This window comes from Frankia sp. AiPa1, assembly GCF_023243075.1.
In the GTDB taxonomy this organism is placed as follows: domain Bacteria; phylum Actinomycetota; class Actinomycetes; order Frankiales; family Frankiaceae; genus Frankia.
In genome coordinates this window covers 50463-70821 of sequence record NZ_JALKFZ020000141.1, presented here as the reverse complement: position 1 = coordinate 70821, position 20359 = coordinate 50463, and the positions used below count along the sequence as shown (strand labels likewise).

General features: G+C 71.1%; 14 protein-coding genes and 1 pseudogene. 5 read left to right on the top strand and 10 right to left on the bottom strand.

The window, feature by feature from the left end:
• Positions 1-124 precede the first annotated feature (124 nt).
• The 3 genes from MXD95_RS15435 (at position 125) to MXD95_RS28965 (ending at position 6784) form a co-directional block, all read left to right on the top strand.
• Positions 125-1024 carry a LuxR C-terminal-related transcriptional regulator gene (locus MXD95_RS15435; protein WP_250641320.1) on the top strand — a complete coding sequence of 300 codons (900 nt, stop codon included), beginning with the start codon at positions 125-127 and terminating at the stop codon, positions 1022-1024.
• 1391 nt (positions 1025-2415) lie between these two features.
• Positions 2416-5694: an MMPL family transporter gene (locus tag MXD95_RS15430; protein WP_250641319.1), complete on the top strand. Its 3279-nt coding sequence runs from the start codon at positions 2416-2418 to the stop codon at positions 5692-5694.
• A 55-nt stretch (positions 5695-5749) separates the two neighbouring features.
• Entirely contained in the window at positions 5750-6784 is a 1035-nt protein-coding gene (locus tag MXD95_RS28965) for an N-acetylmuramoyl-L-alanine amidase (protein ID WP_250641318.1), read from the top strand.
• 36 nt (positions 6785-6820) lie between these two features.
• On the opposite strand, the gene MXD95_RS15420 is transcribed toward MXD95_RS28965, so the two are convergent.
• Complete coding sequence (locus MXD95_RS15420) at positions 6821-7510, bottom strand: class I SAM-dependent methyltransferase (protein ID WP_250641317.1); 690 nt, start codon at positions 7508-7510, stop codon at positions 6821-6823.
• A 95-nt stretch (positions 7511-7605) separates the two neighbouring features.
• Positions 7606-8097, bottom strand: a complete 492-nt coding sequence (locus MXD95_RS15415; RefSeq protein WP_250641382.1) for a beta-class carbonic anhydrase — start codon at positions 8095-8097, stop codon at positions 7606-7608.
• Positions 8098-9273: 1176 nt separating this feature from the next.
• Here MXD95_RS15415 and MXD95_RS15410 point away from each other — a divergent pair.
• On the top strand, positions 9274-10665 hold the full coding sequence (locus MXD95_RS15410) for an NtaA/DmoA family FMN-dependent monooxygenase (protein ID WP_250641316.1): 1392 nt from the start codon (positions 9274-9276) through the stop codon (positions 10663-10665).
• Positions 10666-10920: 255 nt separating this feature from the next.
• Here the strand turns inward: MXD95_RS15410 and MXD95_RS15405 are convergent, their stop codons facing one another.
• From MXD95_RS15405 to MXD95_RS15395, 3 genes are all read right to left on the bottom strand, one after another.
• Entirely contained in the window at positions 10921-11388 is a 468-nt protein-coding gene (locus MXD95_RS15405; protein WP_250641315.1) for a helix-turn-helix transcriptional regulator, read from the bottom strand.
• A gap of 1584 nt (positions 11389-12972) precedes the next feature.
• Positions 12973-13467, bottom strand: coding sequence for a pyridoxamine 5'-phosphate oxidase family protein (locus tag MXD95_RS15400; RefSeq protein WP_250641314.1), 495 nt, complete (start codon positions 13465-13467; stop codon positions 12973-12975).
• A 237-nt stretch (positions 13468-13704) separates the two neighbouring features.
• Positions 13705-14466 (bottom strand): GNAT family N-acetyltransferase, encoded by a 762-nt coding sequence (locus MXD95_RS15395; protein ID WP_374122036.1) that lies wholly within the window; start codon positions 14464-14466, stop codon positions 13705-13707.
• A gap of 146 nt (positions 14467-14612) precedes the next feature.
• On the opposite strand from MXD95_RS15395, the gene MXD95_RS15390 reads away from it, so the two are divergent.
• Positions 14613-15473, top strand: coding sequence for an NAD(P)H-binding protein (locus tag MXD95_RS15390; protein ID WP_250641312.1), 861 nt, complete (start codon positions 14613-14615; stop codon positions 15471-15473).
• Between the two features lie 16 nt (positions 15474-15489).
• Here MXD95_RS15390 and MXD95_RS15385 read toward each other — a convergent pair whose 3' ends face one another.
• The 5 genes and pseudogenes from MXD95_RS15385 to MXD95_RS15365 form a co-directional block, all read right to left on the bottom strand.
• The gene (locus MXD95_RS15385; protein WP_250641311.1) at positions 15490-16035 is read right to left on the bottom strand and encodes an NUDIX hydrolase; all 546 of its coding nucleotides are present in this window, start codon (positions 16033-16035) and stop codon (positions 15490-15492) included.
• Positions 16036-16184: 149 nt separating this feature from the next.
• Complete coding sequence (locus tag MXD95_RS15380) at positions 16185-17564, bottom strand: M20 metallopeptidase family protein (RefSeq protein ID WP_250641310.1); 1380 nt, start codon at positions 17562-17564, stop codon at positions 16185-16187.
• A gap of 119 nt (positions 17565-17683) precedes the next feature.
• Positions 17684-17843 (bottom strand): annotated as a pseudogene (locus MXD95_RS15375) (IS5/IS1182 family transposase); the annotation flags it as partial.
• 85 nt (positions 17844-17928) lie between these two features.
• Positions 17929-19815 (bottom strand): monocarboxylate uptake permease MctP, encoded by a 1887-nt coding sequence (gene mctP, locus MXD95_RS15370; protein ID WP_250641309.1) that lies wholly within the window; start codon positions 19813-19815, stop codon positions 17929-17931.
• Positions 19812-20312, bottom strand: coding sequence for a DUF3311 domain-containing protein (locus tag MXD95_RS15365; RefSeq protein WP_250641308.1), 501 nt, complete (start codon positions 20310-20312; stop codon positions 19812-19814). The genes mctP and MXD95_RS15365 overlap by 4 nt, the downstream gene beginning before the upstream one ends.
• Between the last annotated feature and the right edge of the window lie 47 nt (positions 20313-20359).

The window sequence follows — 20359 nt, the reverse complement described above, 5'->3', positions numbered from 1 at the left end:
GCGTGAACTCCAGAACACCCTCGCCCGACTTTCGCCGGCATGCCGTTTGTGCACTTATCTGTGGCTAATGTAAAACGGGTGCTACGATTCGCTCGGTCTTACCAGGTCGGGGAAGGGGACGCTCGTGACCGTAGACGTGTCGGCCCCAAGTCGCGTGCAGACGGTCCTGCCGCGGGCGCTTGCCCGGCTGCGCGCTTCATCAGGAGCCCATCTCACATTCGGTGGAATAGTCGCGCCGCATTCTGGCCGATTGACCGTCACCAACGTGGACGGACCAGCGCCGAGTGGACTGCTCGGCGCCTCCGTTCCACCGGGTACGGGAATCGGTGGACAGGTGGTGCGGCACAGCCGTCCGGTCGTCATCAACGACTCGGCGGCGACGAGAAGGGTTCTTCGCTCGACTGCCGTGCCGTTCGAGGGCAGCGAGTTCGGAGCGATTCTCGCGGTACCGGTCAGCATGGGGGGCACGGTCGTCGCCGTGCTCTATGGAGCCATGCGGACCGAAGTGCCGTTCACCGAGGCCGCCGTTCGGGCGGCCATTGCGACGGCTCGTCTGATGGAACGTGAGCTGGGTGCGGTTGCCGTACATGGGGATTCGCTGTCATCGACGGCGCCACCAGGGCGCCGTCCACCCATCGCCGCACACCCAGTGGGCGCGGTGCCACTGCCGCGCTCGCCCGGTCAGCCGCAGGAAAGCCTGCGCCTGGCCTACCGGGAACTGCAGGAAGTCACCGAACACGTAGCCGACCCGCTGCTGCGGGGACGGATCGGGGGCGTGTCGGAGCTGCTGCGCGGTCTGCTCGACCAGGATACGAAGGTCGGTGGCCGGCTCGCGCTCACGCCGCGTGAGCTCGAAGTGTTGGCGCAGGTCGCTCTCGGCCTGTCCAACGTCGAGACGGCCCGACGGTTGACGGTTTCGCCGGAGACGGTGAAGGCCTATCTGCGCAGCATCATGCGCAAGCTGGGTGTGCGTAACCGCACGGCGGCCGTGCACGCGGCCCGTCAGCTGGGCATGCTGCCTTGACAGCGGTCCGGTCGTTACGGTGCGGGATCGGCCGAATCCGGCTGATCCGTCTCCCACGACCGTGATCAGCGGTCACCGAACCAGCCGTCATAGGGACCAGTTGGTTTCCGACCGGCTGTGGTCGCAGAGGCCGCTCTCGGAGCAGTAACTATCTGACCAGCTGCTGATATCGACGGTGCTGGACCGTGGGGAACACAGCGTTGTGGGGCCCGGCGGGGCGCGCCCCGCGCATTCGGGTGCCGGACCGAGCAAGGTCCGACACCCGAACGCGCGGGTTCGAGTCACGCCGGCCACCCGCCCGCACAGTCCAGGTCATCGACCGACCCGATGTTCGCCGATCCGGTGCTCGCCGGCCTGCTGGTCGGTGACTCACGGATGCCGGCACACTGCTCACTCACCCTGTTCGCCGACGGACGGTTCCGCACAATCGTGCCGTTGCCTACGCGACGGTCCCGGCAACCATGGCCGTGGCCGAGCGTGGGCGGGAGGAAACCACGAGCAGTCGCCGGCAGGTCGGGTGACCTGGGGCGCCCCGGGTCACCCGACCTGCCGGCATGGTCACAATGATGCGCGGGATCACTGATGCGGAACGCGACCGCATCGTGAGGCCGTTCGCGCGGCGGAACAGGGCCAGCGGCACCGTACGGTGGTGGACGTCCGGCCTGGTGCGAGACAGGCGCGGGGCCGGTGCGACCCGCTCCGCCGCACCGGCCCCGCTGTCACCCCCATGCCGCACCGCGCGGACGGTGCCGGCGAGGGGATGTTCTTGTGGTCGGCCGGGAACCCGCGGCGTTCCTGGACCGGCAGCGTTCCCGAGCCTCCCAGGGGAGCTCTGGAATGATGTGGCGGGCCATTTGCCGGAATTCCGACGAGACCTTCGACATCTGGATCGCAGAAATGTCGGCCCGATGCGAGCCTGACTTTCTGCACGTTCCGGGGCGGGCACAAATCCCATCGTTCGGCGGGCCGCGGCGGCATCATTTCGGCCATGTCGCCGGACGTCGCATGCACCGGTGTCGCGGGTGCCGGGCGATCCAGTCAGACGATGTTCAGGCGCCAGGTATTGCCGTACCACCTTCGAGATCGGGCCGCCGGTATTCCCTCCCGCCAGTGGTACGCCGGACGGCCCGATCCCCCTCGGTCGTCGTCCCCGCCGCGGCGGGATTTCCGGGTACGGAATGTCACTGGGCCCACCCATGCCACCTGCCGCCACCCCCGAACGGGGGTATTTCGGGTTGGGGCTGGTCGGGCAGGTCTAGCGTCAGAATGGCGAATCGGGATGTTGCACGTCGAACCGAGCGGGCCCGTCGGTCTGGCAATCTCGGCGGTGTCACCATTACACCGTCCACCGGGACATCCAACGAGGCGGGGGGCAGCTCGAAGGGAGCGTCATGCCGTTGTTCGCCGATTCGGCGCCGCAACGCGAACCCCGGATCGATCGGGGCGCCGCCGGTCGGGAGGCGTATGTGGCGCTGCCGCATGAGCCCGACGAAGACGGCGAGCGACCGGAACATCGGCCCGCGCGGCCGATGCCGTCCGCGGCCGACCGTGCCTCGGCACCGCCGCGGGTGATGGCCTCGATGGCGTCGATGGCGGGTGTGCCCGCGCCTCGGCGTTCCATGTTCACCATGGCGGCGGACCTCGCCGTCCTGCACCGTGGACGCCTGCTGGCCGCCGCCTGCCTCCTCGTCGTCGTCCTGCTCCCGTGGAACGCGGGAATCTACCACCAGCTGGCCACCGGCGGCTTCTACGCCAAGTCCGATCCGTCAACCCGAGCCGAGCAGCTGCTCGACGAGGAGTTCCCGGACGCGCCGCCGAACATCGGTATCCTCATCACCTCGTCGGAGGGCGTCGCCGGCCCGACGCCGGACCGGCTGGGACGGGAGCTCACCCAGCAGATCACCGCCGAGCCGGGTGTCACCTCGGTCGCCTCCTACTGGCCGGGCGCGACCACCCCGGGTAACCCGCTGCTGCGCTCGAAGGACACCCGCTCGGCCCTCATCGTGTTCCGGCTGACCGGCACCGAGGATCACATCCAGGACCGGCTCAACGAGCTGCACGACGCCTACGCCCACAGCGGGCCAGGCGTGCAGGTGAGGTTCGGTGGCGCCCCGGCCGTCATGCGTGATGTCACCGAACACAGTAGGACGGACCTTGAACGTGGCGAGCTGGCCGCGGCGCCGCTGGTGTTCCTCGTCCTGCTCTACGCGTTCGGCACGGTCGCGGCGGCCCTGCTGCCGGTGCTCGTCGGCGTGGTCGCCGTCGTGTCGAGCCTCGCCCTGCTGCGGCTGACGGCGACCGTCACCGACATCTCGGTGTTCTCGGTGAACCTGACGACGGCGCTCGGCTTCGGACTCGCCGTCGACTACAGCCTGTTCATCCTGCGAAGATTCCGGGAGGAACAGGCCCGCGGCCTGTTCCCCGGAGCCGCCCTGCGGCGCACCCTGGAGACCGCCGGCCGCACGGTCTTCTTCTCGGGGATGACGGTCGCCCTCTCGCTGACCGCCGCGCTCGTCTTCCCGTTGGACTACCTGCGCTCGTTCGCCTTCGCCGGGGCCATCGTGGTCGTCGCGTCGGAGGTCGCGGCGCTGCTGGTGCTGCCGGCGGCGTTGATGGTGCTCGGTGACCGGCTCGATCGCGGTGACATCCGGGCGGCGATCGCCCGCTCCTGCTTCGCCCGGCGTGGGCAGGCCCGCAGACGGCACGCCGGGGGCGCGGAGGGGATGTCCGGAGCCGGCCGGGGCTGGACGGCCCTGGGGCGCAAGGTGCTTGCCAGACCGATCGTCTTCGGCGGCGCCGCGGTGGTCGTCCTGCTGCTGTGCGCGCTGCCGCTGCGCAGCCTCAACCTCTCGCTCGCGGACGACACCGTCCTGCCCGCCGGTGCGGAATCCCATGTCGTGAACGACGCGATGCGCACCGACTTCGTGGCCTGCCTGCCGTGCCAGATCCCGATCGTGGTGCCGGGCCTGGATGCCCGTGACCCGACCAACGCGGCGAAACTGACGGCCTACGCCACGCGGCTCTCGGCGTTGCCGGGCGTCGCCGCCATCGACACGGTCACCGGCAGATTCGTGGCCGGCAGGCTGGCCGTGCCGCCGTCGACCGACAAGGAGAGCTACGTCGGCGACCACGGGGGTGCCTGGCTCTCGGTGTGGCAGACGGATAGCTCACCGACGTCGGAGGCGGCCAAGAGGCTCGTCCGGCGGATCGAGGCGACACCCGCGCCGTTCGCGATCCTCATGGGCGGTCTGGCGCCGCACTTCCTGGACACCTCTCACACGATCCTGCACAGCCTGCCCGGCGCGTTCGCAGTGGTGATGGTTGCCACGTTCGTGCTGTTGTTCCTGTTCACCGGCAGCGTGCTGCTCCCGCTCAAGGCGATGCTGCTGAACTCGTTGAACCTGTTGGCGACGATCGGCCTGCTGACGTTCATCTTCCAGGACGGGCACCTGCGCGGCCTGGTCGGCGGCTTCCAGGTGTCCGGGACGCTGGAGATGACCAGTCCCGTGCTGATGTTCTTCATCGCGTTCGGGCTGAGCATGGACTACGAGATCTTCCTGCTCGCTCGGATCCGCGAGGAGTACCAGCGCACGCGGGACAACACGGAGGCCGTGGCGATCGGCCTCGGGGCCACCGGCCCGTTGATCACCAGCGTCGCCCTGGCCCTGGTCGTGGTGATGGTCGCCCTGTCCACGTCGCACATCAGCATGATCAAACTAGTCGGGGTGGGACTGACCATCGCGATCACCCTGGACGTCACGGTCGTGCGGGCGATCCTCGTGCCGGCGTTCATGGCGTTGGCCGGTGACTACAACTGGTGGGCGCCCGGGCCGTTGCGCCGCCTGCACGACCGCTTCGGCCTGCGCGAGGACGCCGACGAGCCACGCGGCCACCCGGCCGGCGCCGGCCAGGCGCCGATGACCGGGCCGCATCGGGTCACCACCCCGATCACCACCGGCCGGGGAGCCCGGGGCGGGGCGCGACGGCGAGCCCCCTACGGCCTGCCGGCCGGCGCGGTTGGCGGCGCGGCCCACGGGCCGGACGGGATGGACTCGCGCCGCTTCGGCGCCGCCCCCACGGGCCTTGCCGCCAGCAGCAGGACGCGGTCCGGCGGCATAGGCATAGGCCCATCGACCGCCGGTGGTGATGGTAGCCGTGGCGCTGGCGCCAGGGGCGGGGGCGGAGGTGCGGGGATCGGTGCCGGCATCGCCGGTGGGCTTGCCCGGCACACGGGCGGCTCCACCGGCCGGCATTCCGCCCGTGGCCCGGATACCGGGCCGATCGCCGGAGCCGCCGGATCTGCCGCCGGGGCCGGCAGGACAGGACGCCCGCCGGTGTTCGATGGCTGGCCGCGCGGGGCCTCGACCAACGGCCACTATGTCACCGTCGGTGACCCCATGGCGGTCGGCCACCGAGACCGCGGCGCGCGGATGACCACGGAGATCAGCTACCGGCGGCGGCACGAGGATTCGCCGCAGGGCGGTTCGTCATCGCCTGTCGGCCCCCCGACGTGGCACTACTATCAGCGCTACGACGACGGTGAGGGCATGTCGCCGCCGGCGGTGACGGGGGCCCGGGGATTCGTCATCGAGGATCCCGGCCCCGGCACGCCCAGGATCATCGAGGCGGAGGCGTACCGCTGGACCTCCGAGCGTCATTACACAGGGTGAGATTGCTGGTGACGTAGCGTAACCACATTCCATCCTGCGACCCGGAGGTTGCGCTGTGGCCGACCCGTCTGTCCGTCCATCCCGGACTGCCCTGACCCGCCGGACCGCTCTGACCCGCCGGACCGCGCTGAGCCTGGCCGGTGCCGGCGGAACGCTCGCCGGCGCCCTGACGCTGACGCCCACCCGGGTGTGGGCGTCCCCTGTCCCGGGCCCGCCGCTGCCACCCGGTGGCGGGCTCCCACTCTCGCCCGCGGGGACCTGGACCGGAGCGGCCCAGGCCGCCCGAGCCCGGTCCGCGGGAGCCCAGTCCGGGGGAGGCCGTTCGGCGGGATTCCAGGCGGGGGGCGTACCGGCCGGCAGCGGCGAGGCAACCGGTAGCGGCGTGGCGGGCAGCGCGGGTGTGGACCAGTCGATCGCCGGCGTGCCCGTCCGGCAGAGGTCTCCGGCGGCGGAGCCGCTGCCGTTGCTGGGCGTGCGCTACGTGCGCAGGGCCGCCTGGGGCGCCGACGAGTCCTGGCGGATCAATCCGTCGACCGGCCGGCCTTGGCCGATGACCTACCACCCCGCGCAGGCCGTCACCGTTCACCACACCGACCTCCCGGTGGACGACGCCGATCCCACCGCGGCGGTGCGCGAGGTCTACCGGCTGCATACGAAGGTCCGCGGCTGGGCGGATGTCGGCTACCACCTGCTTATCGACAACGCCGGCGCCGTATACGAAGGGCGATGGTCGGGCGACGACGAGATCCCCGCGCACAGCCTGGACGGCCGGGTGGTGACCGGCGCGCACGTCGGCGGCCACAACGCCGGAAACCTCGGCGTGGCCATGATGGGCGACTTCACCACCCGGGCGCCCACGCCGGCCGCGTGCCGCTCCCTCGCCCTGGTACTGCTCGTACTCATCGGCGCGCACCGACTCGACCCGGCCGGCACGGTCCGGTACGTGGACCCGGTCGGCGGCGCACACTGTCGGGTTCCCGCGATCAGCGGTCACCGGGACTGGATGACCACCACCTGCCCCGGTGGCCCGCTGTACGCGATGCTGCCCGGCCTTCGGCGCGATGTCGGCGCCATCCTGGGCGTCCTGTGACGCGCCCCGCATGCCGGGCCCGGGTCAGGACCCTGGTCAGGCCCGCCAGCCGGCGTAGACGGCGAACCGACCGTCACGCACGATGCAGTCCACCGGGGCGAATCCGGCGTCGGTGAGCCAACCGAGCTGGTCGGCCAGGGAGGCGCACCGGTCGAAGGCCATCCGGCCCAGCGCCGCCTGCCACTCGGCATCGTCCGACCCCGACGAGCGGGCGTGGCGCTCGTGCATGTCCGCGTAGAGGCGGGTCAGCGTCGGGCTGGGCCCGTCCACCTGCTCGAGGTTGACGAACAGCCCACCTGGACGCAGTACGCCGGCGATCCGGGCGAACAGGTCCTGTTTCCCCGGATCATCGAGGTGATGGATCGCCAGGCCGGAGACGACCGCGTCGAACGGCCCGGCCGGCAGCGCACCGGTCAGGTCCGCGACGGTCGCCGCCGTGACGCTCTCGGCGGACAGCCGTGCCCGCGCGCGCTCCAGCATGGCCGCCGCGCCGTCGAACAGGTGCAGCCGCGCGGCGGGCACAGCACTCAGCACTGCCGCGCCCAGCAGACCGGTACCACAGCCGAGGTCAAGCACGGTCGGACTCGGCACATCGGTCCTCGCCACCAGGTCGCCGACCGTGCCGTAGAGCAGGTCGAAGGAGGGTACGAGCCGCCGCCGCTGCGCGTCGTAGGTCGCCGGATCCCAGATAGGCGTCTCAGAATATGAGATGCTTGTCTCACTCATTGGACCAATGTAGGGCATGCGGTATCCCCTCGGCGGACGACCTCGTCGAAGGGCGGATGTGTCCATGTCGCCGGCTGGGGGGTAACGGGGGCGAGTTACTGGACCTCGGTGAGCTCGCCCCGCTCGACCGAGTACACGAAGCCGCGGACCGAGTCGCGGTGCGGGATGAAGGGGCTGGAGGTGATGCGCGCGATCGACTGCCGGACGTCATCCTCGAGATCGGTGAACGTCTCGACCGCCCAGGGCGGGCGGATCCCGGTCTCCGCGGCGATCTGTGCCTTGAACTGCTCGTCGGTGAAGGTGAGCATGCCGCAGTCCGTATGGTGGATCAGGATGATCTCCCGGGTGCCGAGCAGCCGCTGGCTGATCGCCAGGGAGCGGATCTCGTCGTCCGTCACCGCGCCGCCCGCATTGCGGATCACATGCGCGTCGCCTTCGGTCAGGCCGAGCAGGCCATAGACGTTGACTCGGGCATCCATGCAGGCCACGACCGCGACGCCAAGCTTCGGGGGCAGGGGAAGTCCGCCGGCGGTGAATGCCTGGGCGTAGCGCACGGCGTTGGTGAGCAGAGCGTCGGTGCTGGTCATCTGGGCCTCCAGGGGTCGGCTGAACATGTCGGGTGCTGCTCCCGCGCCCACCTCCTCGAGACCAGGCGGACGGCGGGCCGGACCTGTGGGCGCGGAGTCCGTGGCCGCAGTGGGTTCGGTGGCTGCGGCGGCAGTCTGTGGCCGGAACGGAGTCTGTGGCCGGAGCGGAGTCTGTGGCCGCAGTGGAGTCTGTGGCCGCAGTGGAGTCTGTGGCCGCAGCGGAGCTCGCCGGCCGGCCGGTCCTGCCGCCGCCCCGGACCCGCTGGCCGATTCGGGGTCGGCGTGCCGCCACCAGACGGCCGGAGTCACGTTCCGCAACGGAATACGCGGAGCCGGACCGGTCGAAGATCCAAACAGGTCGTTGTGGGGGCGTTCGTGTCCGAATTGCCCCCCACAGCGACATGGATAGCCGGATCTTGCTTTGCCGTCGAGTGCGGATGGTGACGATCCGTGGGTCTGGGCGCCTCTGGTGGGATCAGGTGGCCGCTGGCCTCGGCGGGGGCCGGTCATCTGGATGAGCGCATGGACAGTAGTCCGACCGGTCCCGGGCGCTAGCCGAACAGGTCGGCAAGGTCATGGCGACCTCATGGGCGGAATCCGGCTCGGGTAGGCGGTAGACCGGCCCAGTGCCATCGTCGGCGCGGTGAGATCGACCGCTGTCGCCGTCGCCCCGCCCAGGGTCAGCGACCGCCGTGACCGTGCATCCCGCTACCGTGGCTGCTCGTAGTGTGGGCCGCCGCCAGCGCCGGGACACAGCGCGGCGGCGACCAGCTGAAGGTCGATGTGTCGTCGCTGGACGAGTAGCGGCGAAGCCAGCATGTGTGAACCAAAACACAGCCGGGCGAGCTCCGCCAACCGGAAGGGTAAGTGGCGCACGCCACATGACAGTGCGTCTTCGGCAATGTGTGTCTGCGCGGAATGGGCCGGTGTCGTAGTTCACAGGGTGTGGGCTTGACCGCATCTGGGCGGCCTTTCAGAGTCGGAGGGGTGCGCACCTCCGTGCTGTTGACGTGCCGCCGCTGTATCGACTTCTGCCGGGCCACCTCCAGCCGCTGTTGGTGACCCGGCGTCCGGGCCCGGCTGTCGCGTCGGTGCCCGCCGTCTCCCGCCCGGCCGGCCCCTGGGCCAGCCGTGTCCGTCCGGCACGTCAGCCACGACCGACCGCGGAGGATCCTCGTGACCAGGCCGACCCCGTCCGGGCCCAGCGCATTCGGGCCGACCCCGTCCGGGCCGAGCAGGCAGATCCACCTGGCGGCGCACTTCCCCGGCGTGAACAACACGACGGTGTGGAGCGACCCCGCCGCCGGCAGCCAGATCGAGTTCAGCTCGTTCGTGCACCTGGCGCGGACGGCCGAGCGCGCGAAGTTCGACTTCTTCTTCCTGGCCGAGGGGCTGCGGCTGCGCGAGCAGAACGGGCGCATCCACGACCTTGACGTCGTCGGCCGGCCGGACACGTTCACCGTCCTCGCGGCGCTCGCGGGCGTCACCGAACGGCTCGGGCTCGCCGGCACCGTCAACTCCACCTTCAACGAGCCCTATGAGGTGGCCCGGCAGTTCGCCAGCCTTGACCATCTGTCCGCCGGGCGGGCGGCCTGGAACGTCGTGACCTCCTGGGATGCCTTCACTGGCGAGAACTTCCGCCGTGGCGGCTACCTCGCCGAGGCCGACCGCTACGAACGGGCTCGTAGCTTTCTGACCACGGCGCTCGAATTGTTCGACTCGTGGCGGGGCGACGACGTCCTCGCCGATGCCGGCAGCGGACGGTACCTGCGTGAGCCTGGTCCCGGCGCGTTTGCCCGCCGGGACCAGTTCTTCGACATCCAGGGGCACTTCAACGTCCCCCGCAGTCCCCAGGGCCGCCCGGTCATCTTCCAGGCGGGCGACTCCGACGCGGGGCGCGAGTTCGCCGCCGCGGGCGCGGACGCGATCTTCAGCCGGCACAGCACGTTCGACGCGGGTCAGGCGTTCTACGCCGACATCAAGGGCCGGTTGGCGAAGTACGGCCGTTTCCCGCAGGAACTGGTCGTCCTGCCTGCGGCGACGTTCGTGCTCGCGGACACCGACGCCGAGGCCCGGGAACGCGCCGCGCTGATCCGGCGCCAGCAGGTCAGCGGCGCAACCGCGATCATGTACGCCGAGCAGCTGTGGAACCGCGACCTCTCCGGGTACGACCCGGACGGTCCCGTGCCGGAGATCGACCCCCTGGCGGGCGAGAACACCGTCGCGAAGGGGCGGGCGAGCGTACGGATGTTCACCGACCGGGTGGCGACCGCCCAGCAGTGGCGGGAGCTCGCGGAGACCAAGAAGCTCTCCCTGCGCGAGGTCGTCATCGAGGTGACGGGGCGTCAGCAGTTCGTCGGGTCGGCGCGCACGGTCGCGGAGACGATCAACCACTTCGTCCAGTCGAAGGCCAGTGACGGGTTCATCCTGGTCCCGCACATCACGCCCGGTGGGCTGGACGAGTTCGCCGACACGGTCGTGCCGCTGCTGCAGGAGTGGGGCGTCTTCCGCAGCGAGTACGTCGGTTCAACGCTGCGTGACCATCTTGGCCTCGCGCCCCTCGATTAGTGGATGGCGGCGGCCGGGGGGCGCTGGCGCGGCCCGCGCCGGACCGTCTGCGTGCGGGATGGCCGCACGCAGACGGTCCGGGCTGGTGCTTCCCGGAGTGGTGGACGATCCGACCTGGAGGGAGTGCCGGATCAGTCGCCCGGCGGCCGTGACCGGTGCGCCGGTGTGGTGCTGTGTGGTGTGGTGCTGTGCTCGGGCCGGATTCAGGCGGCTGCCCGGCTCAGGCGTTGGTCCAGTTCAGGCATTCGGCCGGGCTCAGTCGAGCAGGCCGATCTGGCGGGCGATGTGTACCGCCGCGGTCCGGTTGCGGACCCCCATCTTGCGCATGATGCTGCGCATGTACGTCTTGACGGTCTCGGCCTGGATGGTGAGCTGCTCGGCGGCCTCACCGTTGGAGCAGCCCGTCGCCACCAGCGTCAGTACCTCCATCTCCCGCAGGGTGAGACGGAACGGCGGAGGCTTGGCCGGGCTCGGGGCGGCCGGTTCACTGCGCAGCAGCGAGTAGATGCGCAGGATCCGGCGTCGCAGGTGCGGCGTGGTGAGTTGGGCGCTGAGCTCGAGCAGCTCGATCTGGGCCAGTCGGACCCGTTCCTTCTGGGTCCGCGCGTCGGTCGGTAGGTTGTCGGCAGTAAGCGGACCCGACGCTCGGTCGAAGCCGGCGGCGCTCATCGCCCGTGGCGGGCGTGCCTGCATCACTGCCGGATCCGAAACCACTGGGGCCATCGTGCTCCTCTCCCTGTTCCACTCCGGAGTGCCCGGCCCCTTCGGCCTCCTGCCACCGGCAGACCGTCGTAGCCCTGCCGGCGGATTCGTCCGAGGGCCGGACGAAAGATCAGCCGTATACCACCTTTGTGGGTGACCGCTCATGGCCCGGCTCCCGGAGAAGTGGGTGTGCTGCCACTCCCGCTCCTTCCGGGTTGAGCATCCCTCGCCGGTCCACCGCGGTCGGCTACATCAAAAAGGTTATCCCGCGGGCAGGCTGTTTCGTCAATGGCCGGCTGGTCGATGTGCGAGAACAGACTCCCCTCGGCAGGGAAGCGCGGGATCGGGGCCTCACCTCGACACCCTGCCGGCTTGCGGGGGTGGGGAGGCCGGACGGCTGGTTGGTCGTCCGGTGGATTGCCGACGCGGAGGAAGTGGATTGTAAACAAGTATCCCGAGGAATCCGAGGACGGCGGATGCGAATTCATTTGGCAGTCGGCAGATGAGACGGTCATCTGCACGGGAATCCGTCGGTGCGGCTGGCTGCGAGCCTGCACTTGCCCCGTTGCTGGCGCCCGCCCCCGGAGCGACCCGGGCCCGGATGGATGCTGGCCCTGGCGCGCCGGGCGGCACTCCACGGATGGCGGGCGCAGGCCCCGCCCGCCCGCCCGCCTGCCCGCCTGCCATCCGGCCCGGCGAGGTCTGCGACGGCTCCGACCAGGTCCAGGCGGTGACCGAACCCGCGGACGACGGCCGCCCAGTATTGTTGCGCCGTCAACATGATGGGTGGGTCTGGACCTCGTCGTCGAATGCGGAAGAAGCTGTCGGCGCGTGTGCGTCGAGGCGTTCTGGAACGGTGCCCATAGTTTCCCGGGAACACATCGTGTTCGTCGAACGGGCGCGGCGGCGGGCGGCCGTGGAATATTTCTTTCCCGTGACTGTTCCGGTCTGGCCGGAACAGTCGGTCGCCGGTCCTGCGACGGTGGTTCATACATTCACGGCGGCGCACTGAGACGAGGCCGGGCTGTCTGCTTTTCTGGCCTTATGTACCCGCGATCGGCTGGTGGCGGCGAATGGAGTTCGGCATGAACGGCCAAACCGCCCGGACGAGTGCGGCACATCCGCGGCCCCGACCCGGTCGCACCCCGTGATCGGTGCCGCCATCGGTCCATGGAACGGGTGCGACCCGACCACGTCACCGATGCGGACCGTCCACGCCGCCGGTGTCCCGCCTGCCTCCGGTACCGCGTGTCCAGGCTGCCGGCACCACGGGTACTGGTTGACTGCCAGGTCGGTATGGGCCCGCGCGGGCCGCCGGTACTGCCGGCCCACGCGGGCTTCAGCAGACCCGCCGCGCTTACGGCCGGCGGTTCCGCGAGAGATAGGGGTGGACGAATGCGGTCGGCCATGCGGGCGGGGCCGTTACGGCGCACCACGAGGTGGAGCCGGCGGCAATGTATCTCCCAATGCCGGGCGAGCCCGTGTGCGGCCCAGGCCGGCCTGCGGCGGAGCCGAAAGACAGGGCAAACCTACCGACGAGTTCGACTCGTCGGTAGTCGGCAAATTGTGTCCGCTCTCGTCCGTTTTGCGCAAAAAAGCGACGCGCTACGAGTGGGCGACGACGCGTCCGGTCATCGTCTCGGGCAGGATGCGCACCCAGTGCGGATGATCAATCCGGTCCGCCCAGGGGGCGAGACCCGTAGCCTCGAGCCGGCCCAGGGTGGCCGGGTCGTTGACCGCGACCGCCCGGCCGTTGATCAGCACGCTCCACCCGGCGCGGGCCACCGGGTCGTGGCCGTCGACCTCGAAACCGACGGCGTCCTCGTCCAGGGCGGCGGCGAGCTTCGAGCCGGTCGCCGTGCGGAAGGCGATGGCGTCACCATCGAGCACGTAGTTGACCGGCAGGACGAGGACCTCCCCGTCCCTGCGGAACGCCACCCGTCCCACCTGCTCACCGGACAGCAGCCACAGGCAGGTCGCCGCGGGCAGGATCCCGCCACCAGCGTGGTCGAGGGCGACGGTCGCTCCGTCGCGACCGCTGGTGGTGAGCACCCCGCTGCTCACCGTGGTCACGCCTGCGCTCGCGTTCGTCGGTGTCATCGTGTGTTCCCCTCGTCCGCTCGGGTGGGCGTCCGCACTGCGGCGCCCCGGCGGGCCGCGCTGGCGGACGTCCGGTTCGACCGTAGGCCGTGCCCGCCCGCCCGGTCAGGGGCCGATCGTCGCCAGGCGGGCAGGCTGTCCGGCACGGTCACACCCGGCCGCAGGCCCATCCGCCCCCGGGCATCGACAGGTCCGCACCCCGCGTCGGGGGCCGTCCAGCCGGCCATCCGTCCCGCGTCAGCTCTGGGTTGCGGGCGGCGCCGAGGAAGGCTGGGGGACCAGGGCGGCCTGCGATGGCGGTGCGGGCTGGGAGAGGGGCATGGGTATGCGGGCGGCGCGGAAGTCGACCGTACGGCGCACCTCGAAGCCGAGGAACGTGTAAAGCTCGATCGCCCGGGTGTTGGTGGCGGTTGAGTGCAGGAAGGGCCGCTCGCCGCGGGCATGGATGCCGGCGGCCACCGCGCGGACCAGGCGGGCTGCCAGCCCCTGGCCCTGGTAGGCCGGGTCGGTGCACACGGCGCTGATCTCCGTCCAGCCCGGTGGATGCAGCCGCTCCCCGGCCATCGCGACGAGCGCGCCGCCGCGGCGGATCCCGAGATAGGTGCCCATCGTGACGGTGCGCGCGAGATACGGGCCGGGTTTGGTGCGGGCCACCAGGTCCAGCATCTCCGGGACGTCGGCCAGGGTGAGCCGCACGGCCTCGGGGTCGGGCGCCGGGTCCACCCCGACATCGATCATCTGCACACCGGCCCCGAACCCATCGATCGTCCAGCCCGGCGGCGGCGTCGCGTCGACGGTGTAGGCCAGCACGGCACCCGGGCCGAGCAGCGCCGCGGCATCCTGCCAGGCGGCGAGGTCCGGCTCGTCGGGCAGAGCGACGAAGGGACACACGTCGGTGGGATAGCGCAGGACCGCGCCGTGACCCTCGGCGAAGTGCGCGTGCGGCCCCAGCAGCGCGGCCCGGACGGGATTGTCCAACAGATGCGGCACAGGCCCCATCCTCTCCGATCGTCCGCCGCATGCGCCGAATGTTCCGGCTGATGTACCGCTCGCCCACGGGTGGACGCAGTGCGTGGGCCGGAAGGCTCGGACCGGACGGCATGGACCGGGAAGGACTGTCAGAGGTCGGTGGGAGACTGAGCGCCATGACGATTCTGGTGACTGGCGGGCGGGGCGGCGTGGCCCGCGCCCTCGTGGGTGAACTGCTCGACGCGGGCGCCGCGGTTCGGATCGCGAGCCGTGACCCGGGGAAGGTGACGGCGCCGGGCGGCGCGCCGGTCGTGCCGCTCGACCTGGCCCGGCCCGAGACGCTGCCGGGCGCGCTCGACGGAGTGCGCACGGTTTTCCTCTACGCGGAGCCGGCCGGCATCGAGGGGTTCCTGGACGCGGCCCGCGTGGCGAAGGTGGAGCGGATCGTGCTGTTGTCCTCGCTGGCGTCCGAGCATGAGGCCGAAGCGGACGAGCCGAACGTCATCGCGCGTCAGCACACCGCGGTGGAGGAGGCGATCGCGGCGAGCGGTCTCGCCTGGACGTTCGTGCGGCCCGGCAGCTTCGCGACGAACGCGCTGTCCTGGGCGCCGGCGATCCGGGCGGGCGAGCCGGTGTGGGAGGCCTACCCGGAGTCGCAGCTGGCGCCGGTACACGAGCGCGACATCGCCGCGGTGGCGGCGGCCGCGCTGCTGCGGCCGGGCCATGACGGCGCCACCTACCCGATGACCGGTCCCGAGTCGATCACCCGGCGCCGGCAGCTCGAGCTCATCGCCGAGGCGACCGGCCGGCCCGTGCGGATCGAGGTGGAGTCGCCGGCGGAAGCCCGGGAGCGGATGATCGCGGCGATGGGCGAGCATGTCTGGCCCGGCCTCGTCGACACGTTGTTGGGCTACCAGGCGGCGAACGACGGCATCCCCGCCCCGGTGTACGACGCGGTGCCGAAGATCCTCGGCCGTCCGTCCCTGACGTTCGCGGCCTGGACCGCCGAGCATGCGGCGGACTTCACCGCGGCCTGAGCTCCGCGGCGGGCGGTCACCCGGCCAGCAGGGCGGTGATCCGCCTGCTGGCCGGGCCGTGCAGGTCGGACACGGGAATCCAGCGGTGGTCGGTGACCTCGTCGAGGCGCAGATCCACCGTGCCCGGACCGGTCGACCGCAGGATCTGGAAAACGAACTGGAAATCGTAATGAACATGTTCTGGTTCGGCCCGGGCCGGATTCTCCGGAATGACATGGACGTCAATGTCCATCGGGAGCTCGCGCAGTGACCGGACCGCGGTCGGCTGCACCCCGGTCTCCTCGGCGAGCTCCCGCAGGGCCGCAGCCTCCAGGCTGTCGTCGTCGGCCTCGACGTGCCCGCCGGGGAACAGCCAGCGGTCCAGGGCGCGATGGTGGATCTGCAGCACCCGGTACGTCGTGTCGACCGCGATGGCGCCGCAGGTCACATGGCCCGGCAGGGTGCCGCGGGAGGTGACCGGCACGTCGGTGGCCGCAAGCGTGAGCAGCGGCGCCAGTACCTCGGCCTCCGTGGGATAGGCGACCAGATAGTCCCGGACCAGGGAGATCACCCGATCGTTCAATCTCTCTTCCTCATTCGTCCACTGTTCGTCGTCCACGTTTCCGCCGGCCCGCGGACCCGACCGGGACCGCCGTCTCATGATGGCATGACGATCGCCATTTCCGCGGCGCGCCGGCACGTAGCCTCCCGGCTCCGCGTCACTCCCGCGCCCTAACTCACCGACAGGCCGGTTCCGGCGGTGAGGGTCCGGGTGGCGAGCGCGGCATACAACGCGGCGCCGTCGGGAAGGATCGCCTCGTCGAAGTGCACCCGGGAGCTGTGGTTCATCGGCGCGGTGCGCGCATCGGTACCCGCCGGGGTGGCGCCGAGCGCGATGAGGCTGCCCGGCACGTGGGTGAGTACGCGGGAGAAGTCCTCCGAGCAGGCCAGCGGATGGGCGAGTTCGACGTGGCGCCGGACGCCGAACATCTCGATGACCGCGCGGCCCGCGACCGCCGCGCGCGCCGCGTCGTTGACGGTCGCCGGCCGCTCGGGCACGAACTCCACTTCCGCCTCGACGCCATGCCCCGCGGCGATCCCGGCCAGCAGCCGCCGCGCGGCCCGCTCGACCCGCTCAGCGGTCGCCGCCGAGAAAGTCCGCACGGTCGCCTCGAACAGGGCCTCGTCCGGGATGACCGTGCGCCGCGTCCCCGCCCGCAGCACTCCGACGGTGATCACGACCGGGTCGAAGACGTCGAACTGCCGGGTCACCATCGTCTGCAGCCCCAGCACCATCTCGGCCGCCGCTGTCACCGGATCGGCGGCCAGATGGGGCATCGACCCGTGCCCGCCCTCGCCGCGCACGGTCACCCGCAGCATCGCGGACTCCGACGTGATCGCCCCCGCCCGCACCCCGAAACTGCCCCCCGGCAGCAGCCCCGAGAACACGTGTAGCGCGTAGGCGGCCGACACCGGCCGTCCCGCCGCGCTCAGCACCCCCTCGTCGATCATGTGCTGGGCGCCCTCGAACCCCTCCTCGCCCGGCTGGAACATGAACACCACGTCCCCGGCAAGCCGCTCGCGCCGCGAGCTCAGCAACCGCGCCGCCCCCACCAACATCGCCGTGTGCAGATCATGCCCACAGGCATGCATCACCCCGTCCACGGTCGACGCGTGCGCCAGCCCCGTCGCCTCCCGCAGCGGCAGCGCGTCCATGTCTGCCCGCAGCAGCACCACCGGCGCCTCGTCAGGCGAGTGCTGGTCGCTGTCCAGTGGCCCGCTGCCCGCCGCGGCGCCGTCGTCCCGGGGCAGCGGACGGTTCCGCGCAACCGCGACGTCCGGGAGATCCGTGCCGTCCGGCCGGACCGCGCCGCCGCGCAGGACGGCGGTCACCGAGGTCAGACCACGGCCGAGAGTGATCTCCAGGGGGAGCCCGTCGAGCGCGGCGAGCACCTTCTCCTGCGTGCGAGGCAGCGCCAGGCCGATCTCCGGCTCCCGGTGCACCCGTCGGCGCAGCGCGACGAGCTCGTCCGCCATCGCCCGCGCATCGCCGAGCAGCCCCCCGTCCAACGTCGGGTCGTCGGGCACCGCCCTGCCGTCCACCGCAGCCATCGCGCAGTCCTCCCCGAATGGTCGCCGGCCGACGAGGTCGGCCCTCGCACCCAGTGAACCTTTCCCGGTAACCTTTCGTCACCTTTGGTAGCAACAACGCTGTGCACACAGGTTGATCTCTACGTGGTGCGCTGGTGCTCCAGGTGGAGCAGCGCGAGGCATGCTCTCACCACGGATCCGATCTTCCAGGGATCGATCGTGACGGTGCGCAGGACACCGAAAGTACCCTTGAGCGGCGCGTTCCCCCGTTCACCGACGGCGGCGCAGCGCGTTGTGGATCCCATCCCACAATCCATCCGCCCCGTCGTCAGCCCCGGGTGGCGGGCTCGCGTGCCGAGCTTGCCACCCGGGACTGCTCCAGGTGTCACCCGTGGAAGCCGGTGTCGGCATTGCCGTCGGACGTGGCTGGTGCGGGGATTTCGGCGGTCGGGGTGGCCTCGCGGTCTGCCGTGGCGGTGGAGACTCTGGCGGCGGAGGGAATGGTAATCCTGGACGCGCGTGGACCGGGTGCGGTTGTCCGGGATGCGGCCGTCCGGGGTGCGGCGATGACGGCGCTGGCCGCGGCCACGGGGACGGCGGTCGCGTCCGAGTCGGCGCCGGCGGTGCGTGGGTCGTCCCGGGTGGTGTCCACGCCGCCCGGAACGCGCAGGGCGCGCAGCAGGAGGGTGCCGAGGATGGCGATGGCGAGATTGACGGCGAAGGCGGTCAGCGCGATGTAGCCGGCGCGGCCAAGGCCGGGGACCTCGGCGAGCGCCCCGCCGAAGTGGCGGGCAACCATGCTGTGCTGGTGGTAGGCTGCCGCGGTGCCGTAGACCATGCCGACGGCCCAGCCGGCGAGAAGCGCGAGGCGGTGCAGGCGAGGGCGGCGCCACAGACCGAACACCACGGCGGGGAACGTCTGCAGGATCCACACTCCGCCGAGCAGCTGCAGGTTGATCGAGTTCTGTGTGTCGAGGCCGAGGACGAACGCCAGCGCACCGAGCTTCACCACCAGCGAGGCGATCTTCGATACCCGGGTCTGCTCGGCGGCATCCGCGTCCTGGCGCAGGTAGCTGACGTAGACGGTCCGGGTGAACAGGTTCGCCGCGGCGATCGACATGATGGCCGCCGGCACCAGCGCGCCGATGCCGATCGCGGCGAACGCGACCCCGGCGAACCAGGCCGGGAACTCGTGGTCGAACAGCAGCGGGATGGCCAGGCGTGGGTTGGTGGTGTGCACCCCGGCCGCGATCGCGACATAGCCGAGCAGGGCGATGAACGCCAGCAGCACCGTGTACAGCGGCAGAACGGCCGTGTTGCGGCGGATAACATCCCGGGAACGGGTCGAGAGCACCCCGGTGATCGAGTGCGGGTAGAGGAACAGCGCCATCGCCGAGCCGAGCGCGAGTGTCGCGTAGGCGACGAGGTCCTTCGACCCGGGGATGAGCGTGGCGGTGGGTGTGCGCCCGGCGGCGACGGCGGCGGCGTTCGCCGTGTCGAACTTCTGGCCGGCCGCGTCGAAGATGTGCCCGAACCCGCCGAACCGGTGCGGAAGCACCACGACGGCGACCGCGACGACCAGGTAGATCAGGAAGTCCTTGACGAACGCGAGCAGCGCCGGTGCCCGCAGTCCCGCCGTATACGTGCACACGGCCAGTACGCCGAAGGCGACGATCACCGGCAGGTCCCGGACGAACCCGTTGGACGCCCCCGCCCCGACGCCCATCACCTCCAGCACCGCCTGCATCCCGACGAGCTGCAACGCGATGTACGGCATGGTGGCGAGCACGCCGGTGACGGCGATGGCCAGCGCCAGGGTCTGCGATCCGTACCGGCCGCGGACGAGATCGGCCGGGGTCACATAGCCGTTGCGCCGGGCGATGTCCCACATCCGGGGCATGATGACGAAGAAGATCGGCCACATGATCGTGGTGTAGGCGACGGCGTACCAGCCGGAGACCGCGCCGGCCGCGTACATCGCGCCGGGCACGGCGACGAATGTGTATGCGGTGAAGACGTCACCGCCGATGAGAAACCACGCGACGAACCCGCCGAACCGTCGCCCGCCCAGCCCCCACTCGTCCAGCGCGTTGCGCTCGCCCGAGCCGGGCGCGTCGGCGCGCCGCCACCGGGACGCCGAGAAGCCGACCACCGCGACCACGACGAACAGCGCCGCGAACACCGCGAACTGTTCACCGTGAAACGTCGTCCCGGGCTCCGCCTGCACCGCGAGCACTCGCGAACCCACCGACCCGCCGACCGGGCCGATCACTGGTCCGACCCTCCGCGCGAGGCCGGCCGTTCGATCCGGGTGGGCCGGATGGTTTCGCCGTTCGGGCCGGTCGGGCCGGTCGGGCCGTGCTGTACGGCTCGGTCATGATGGGGATGCTCGCCCAGCCGATACACCCGGCGGGAGACGCGGGTGTCCTGGGTGGAACGGGCGGCCGGGACGGGGGGCCCGAGCCGGGAGAGCGGGGCGGTCCGGTCCGGGAAGCGTCCGAGCAGCCAGACGCAGCCCGCCATCGACACCGCGCCCACCGGCAGCCACACAAGGGAGTACCAGTAGAAGAACGGCAGGCCCCACAGCTGTGGCCCACGCCGGGCGTACGTCCCGACCAGCAGCATCGCCACGATCTGGACGCCGAGGACGGCAGCGGCGACGATCCGGGCCGCCACACCACCGCGCCCCGCACCAGGAGGCGGTGGTGTGGCGATCGCGTGCCCATCCGGGCCGGGCTGAGCCGCAGCCACGCGGCGCGCGGAGGTCATGCGGTGTCTCCCCACAGTGGGCTGTTTCGTGCCGCGTTCAGCCCGTC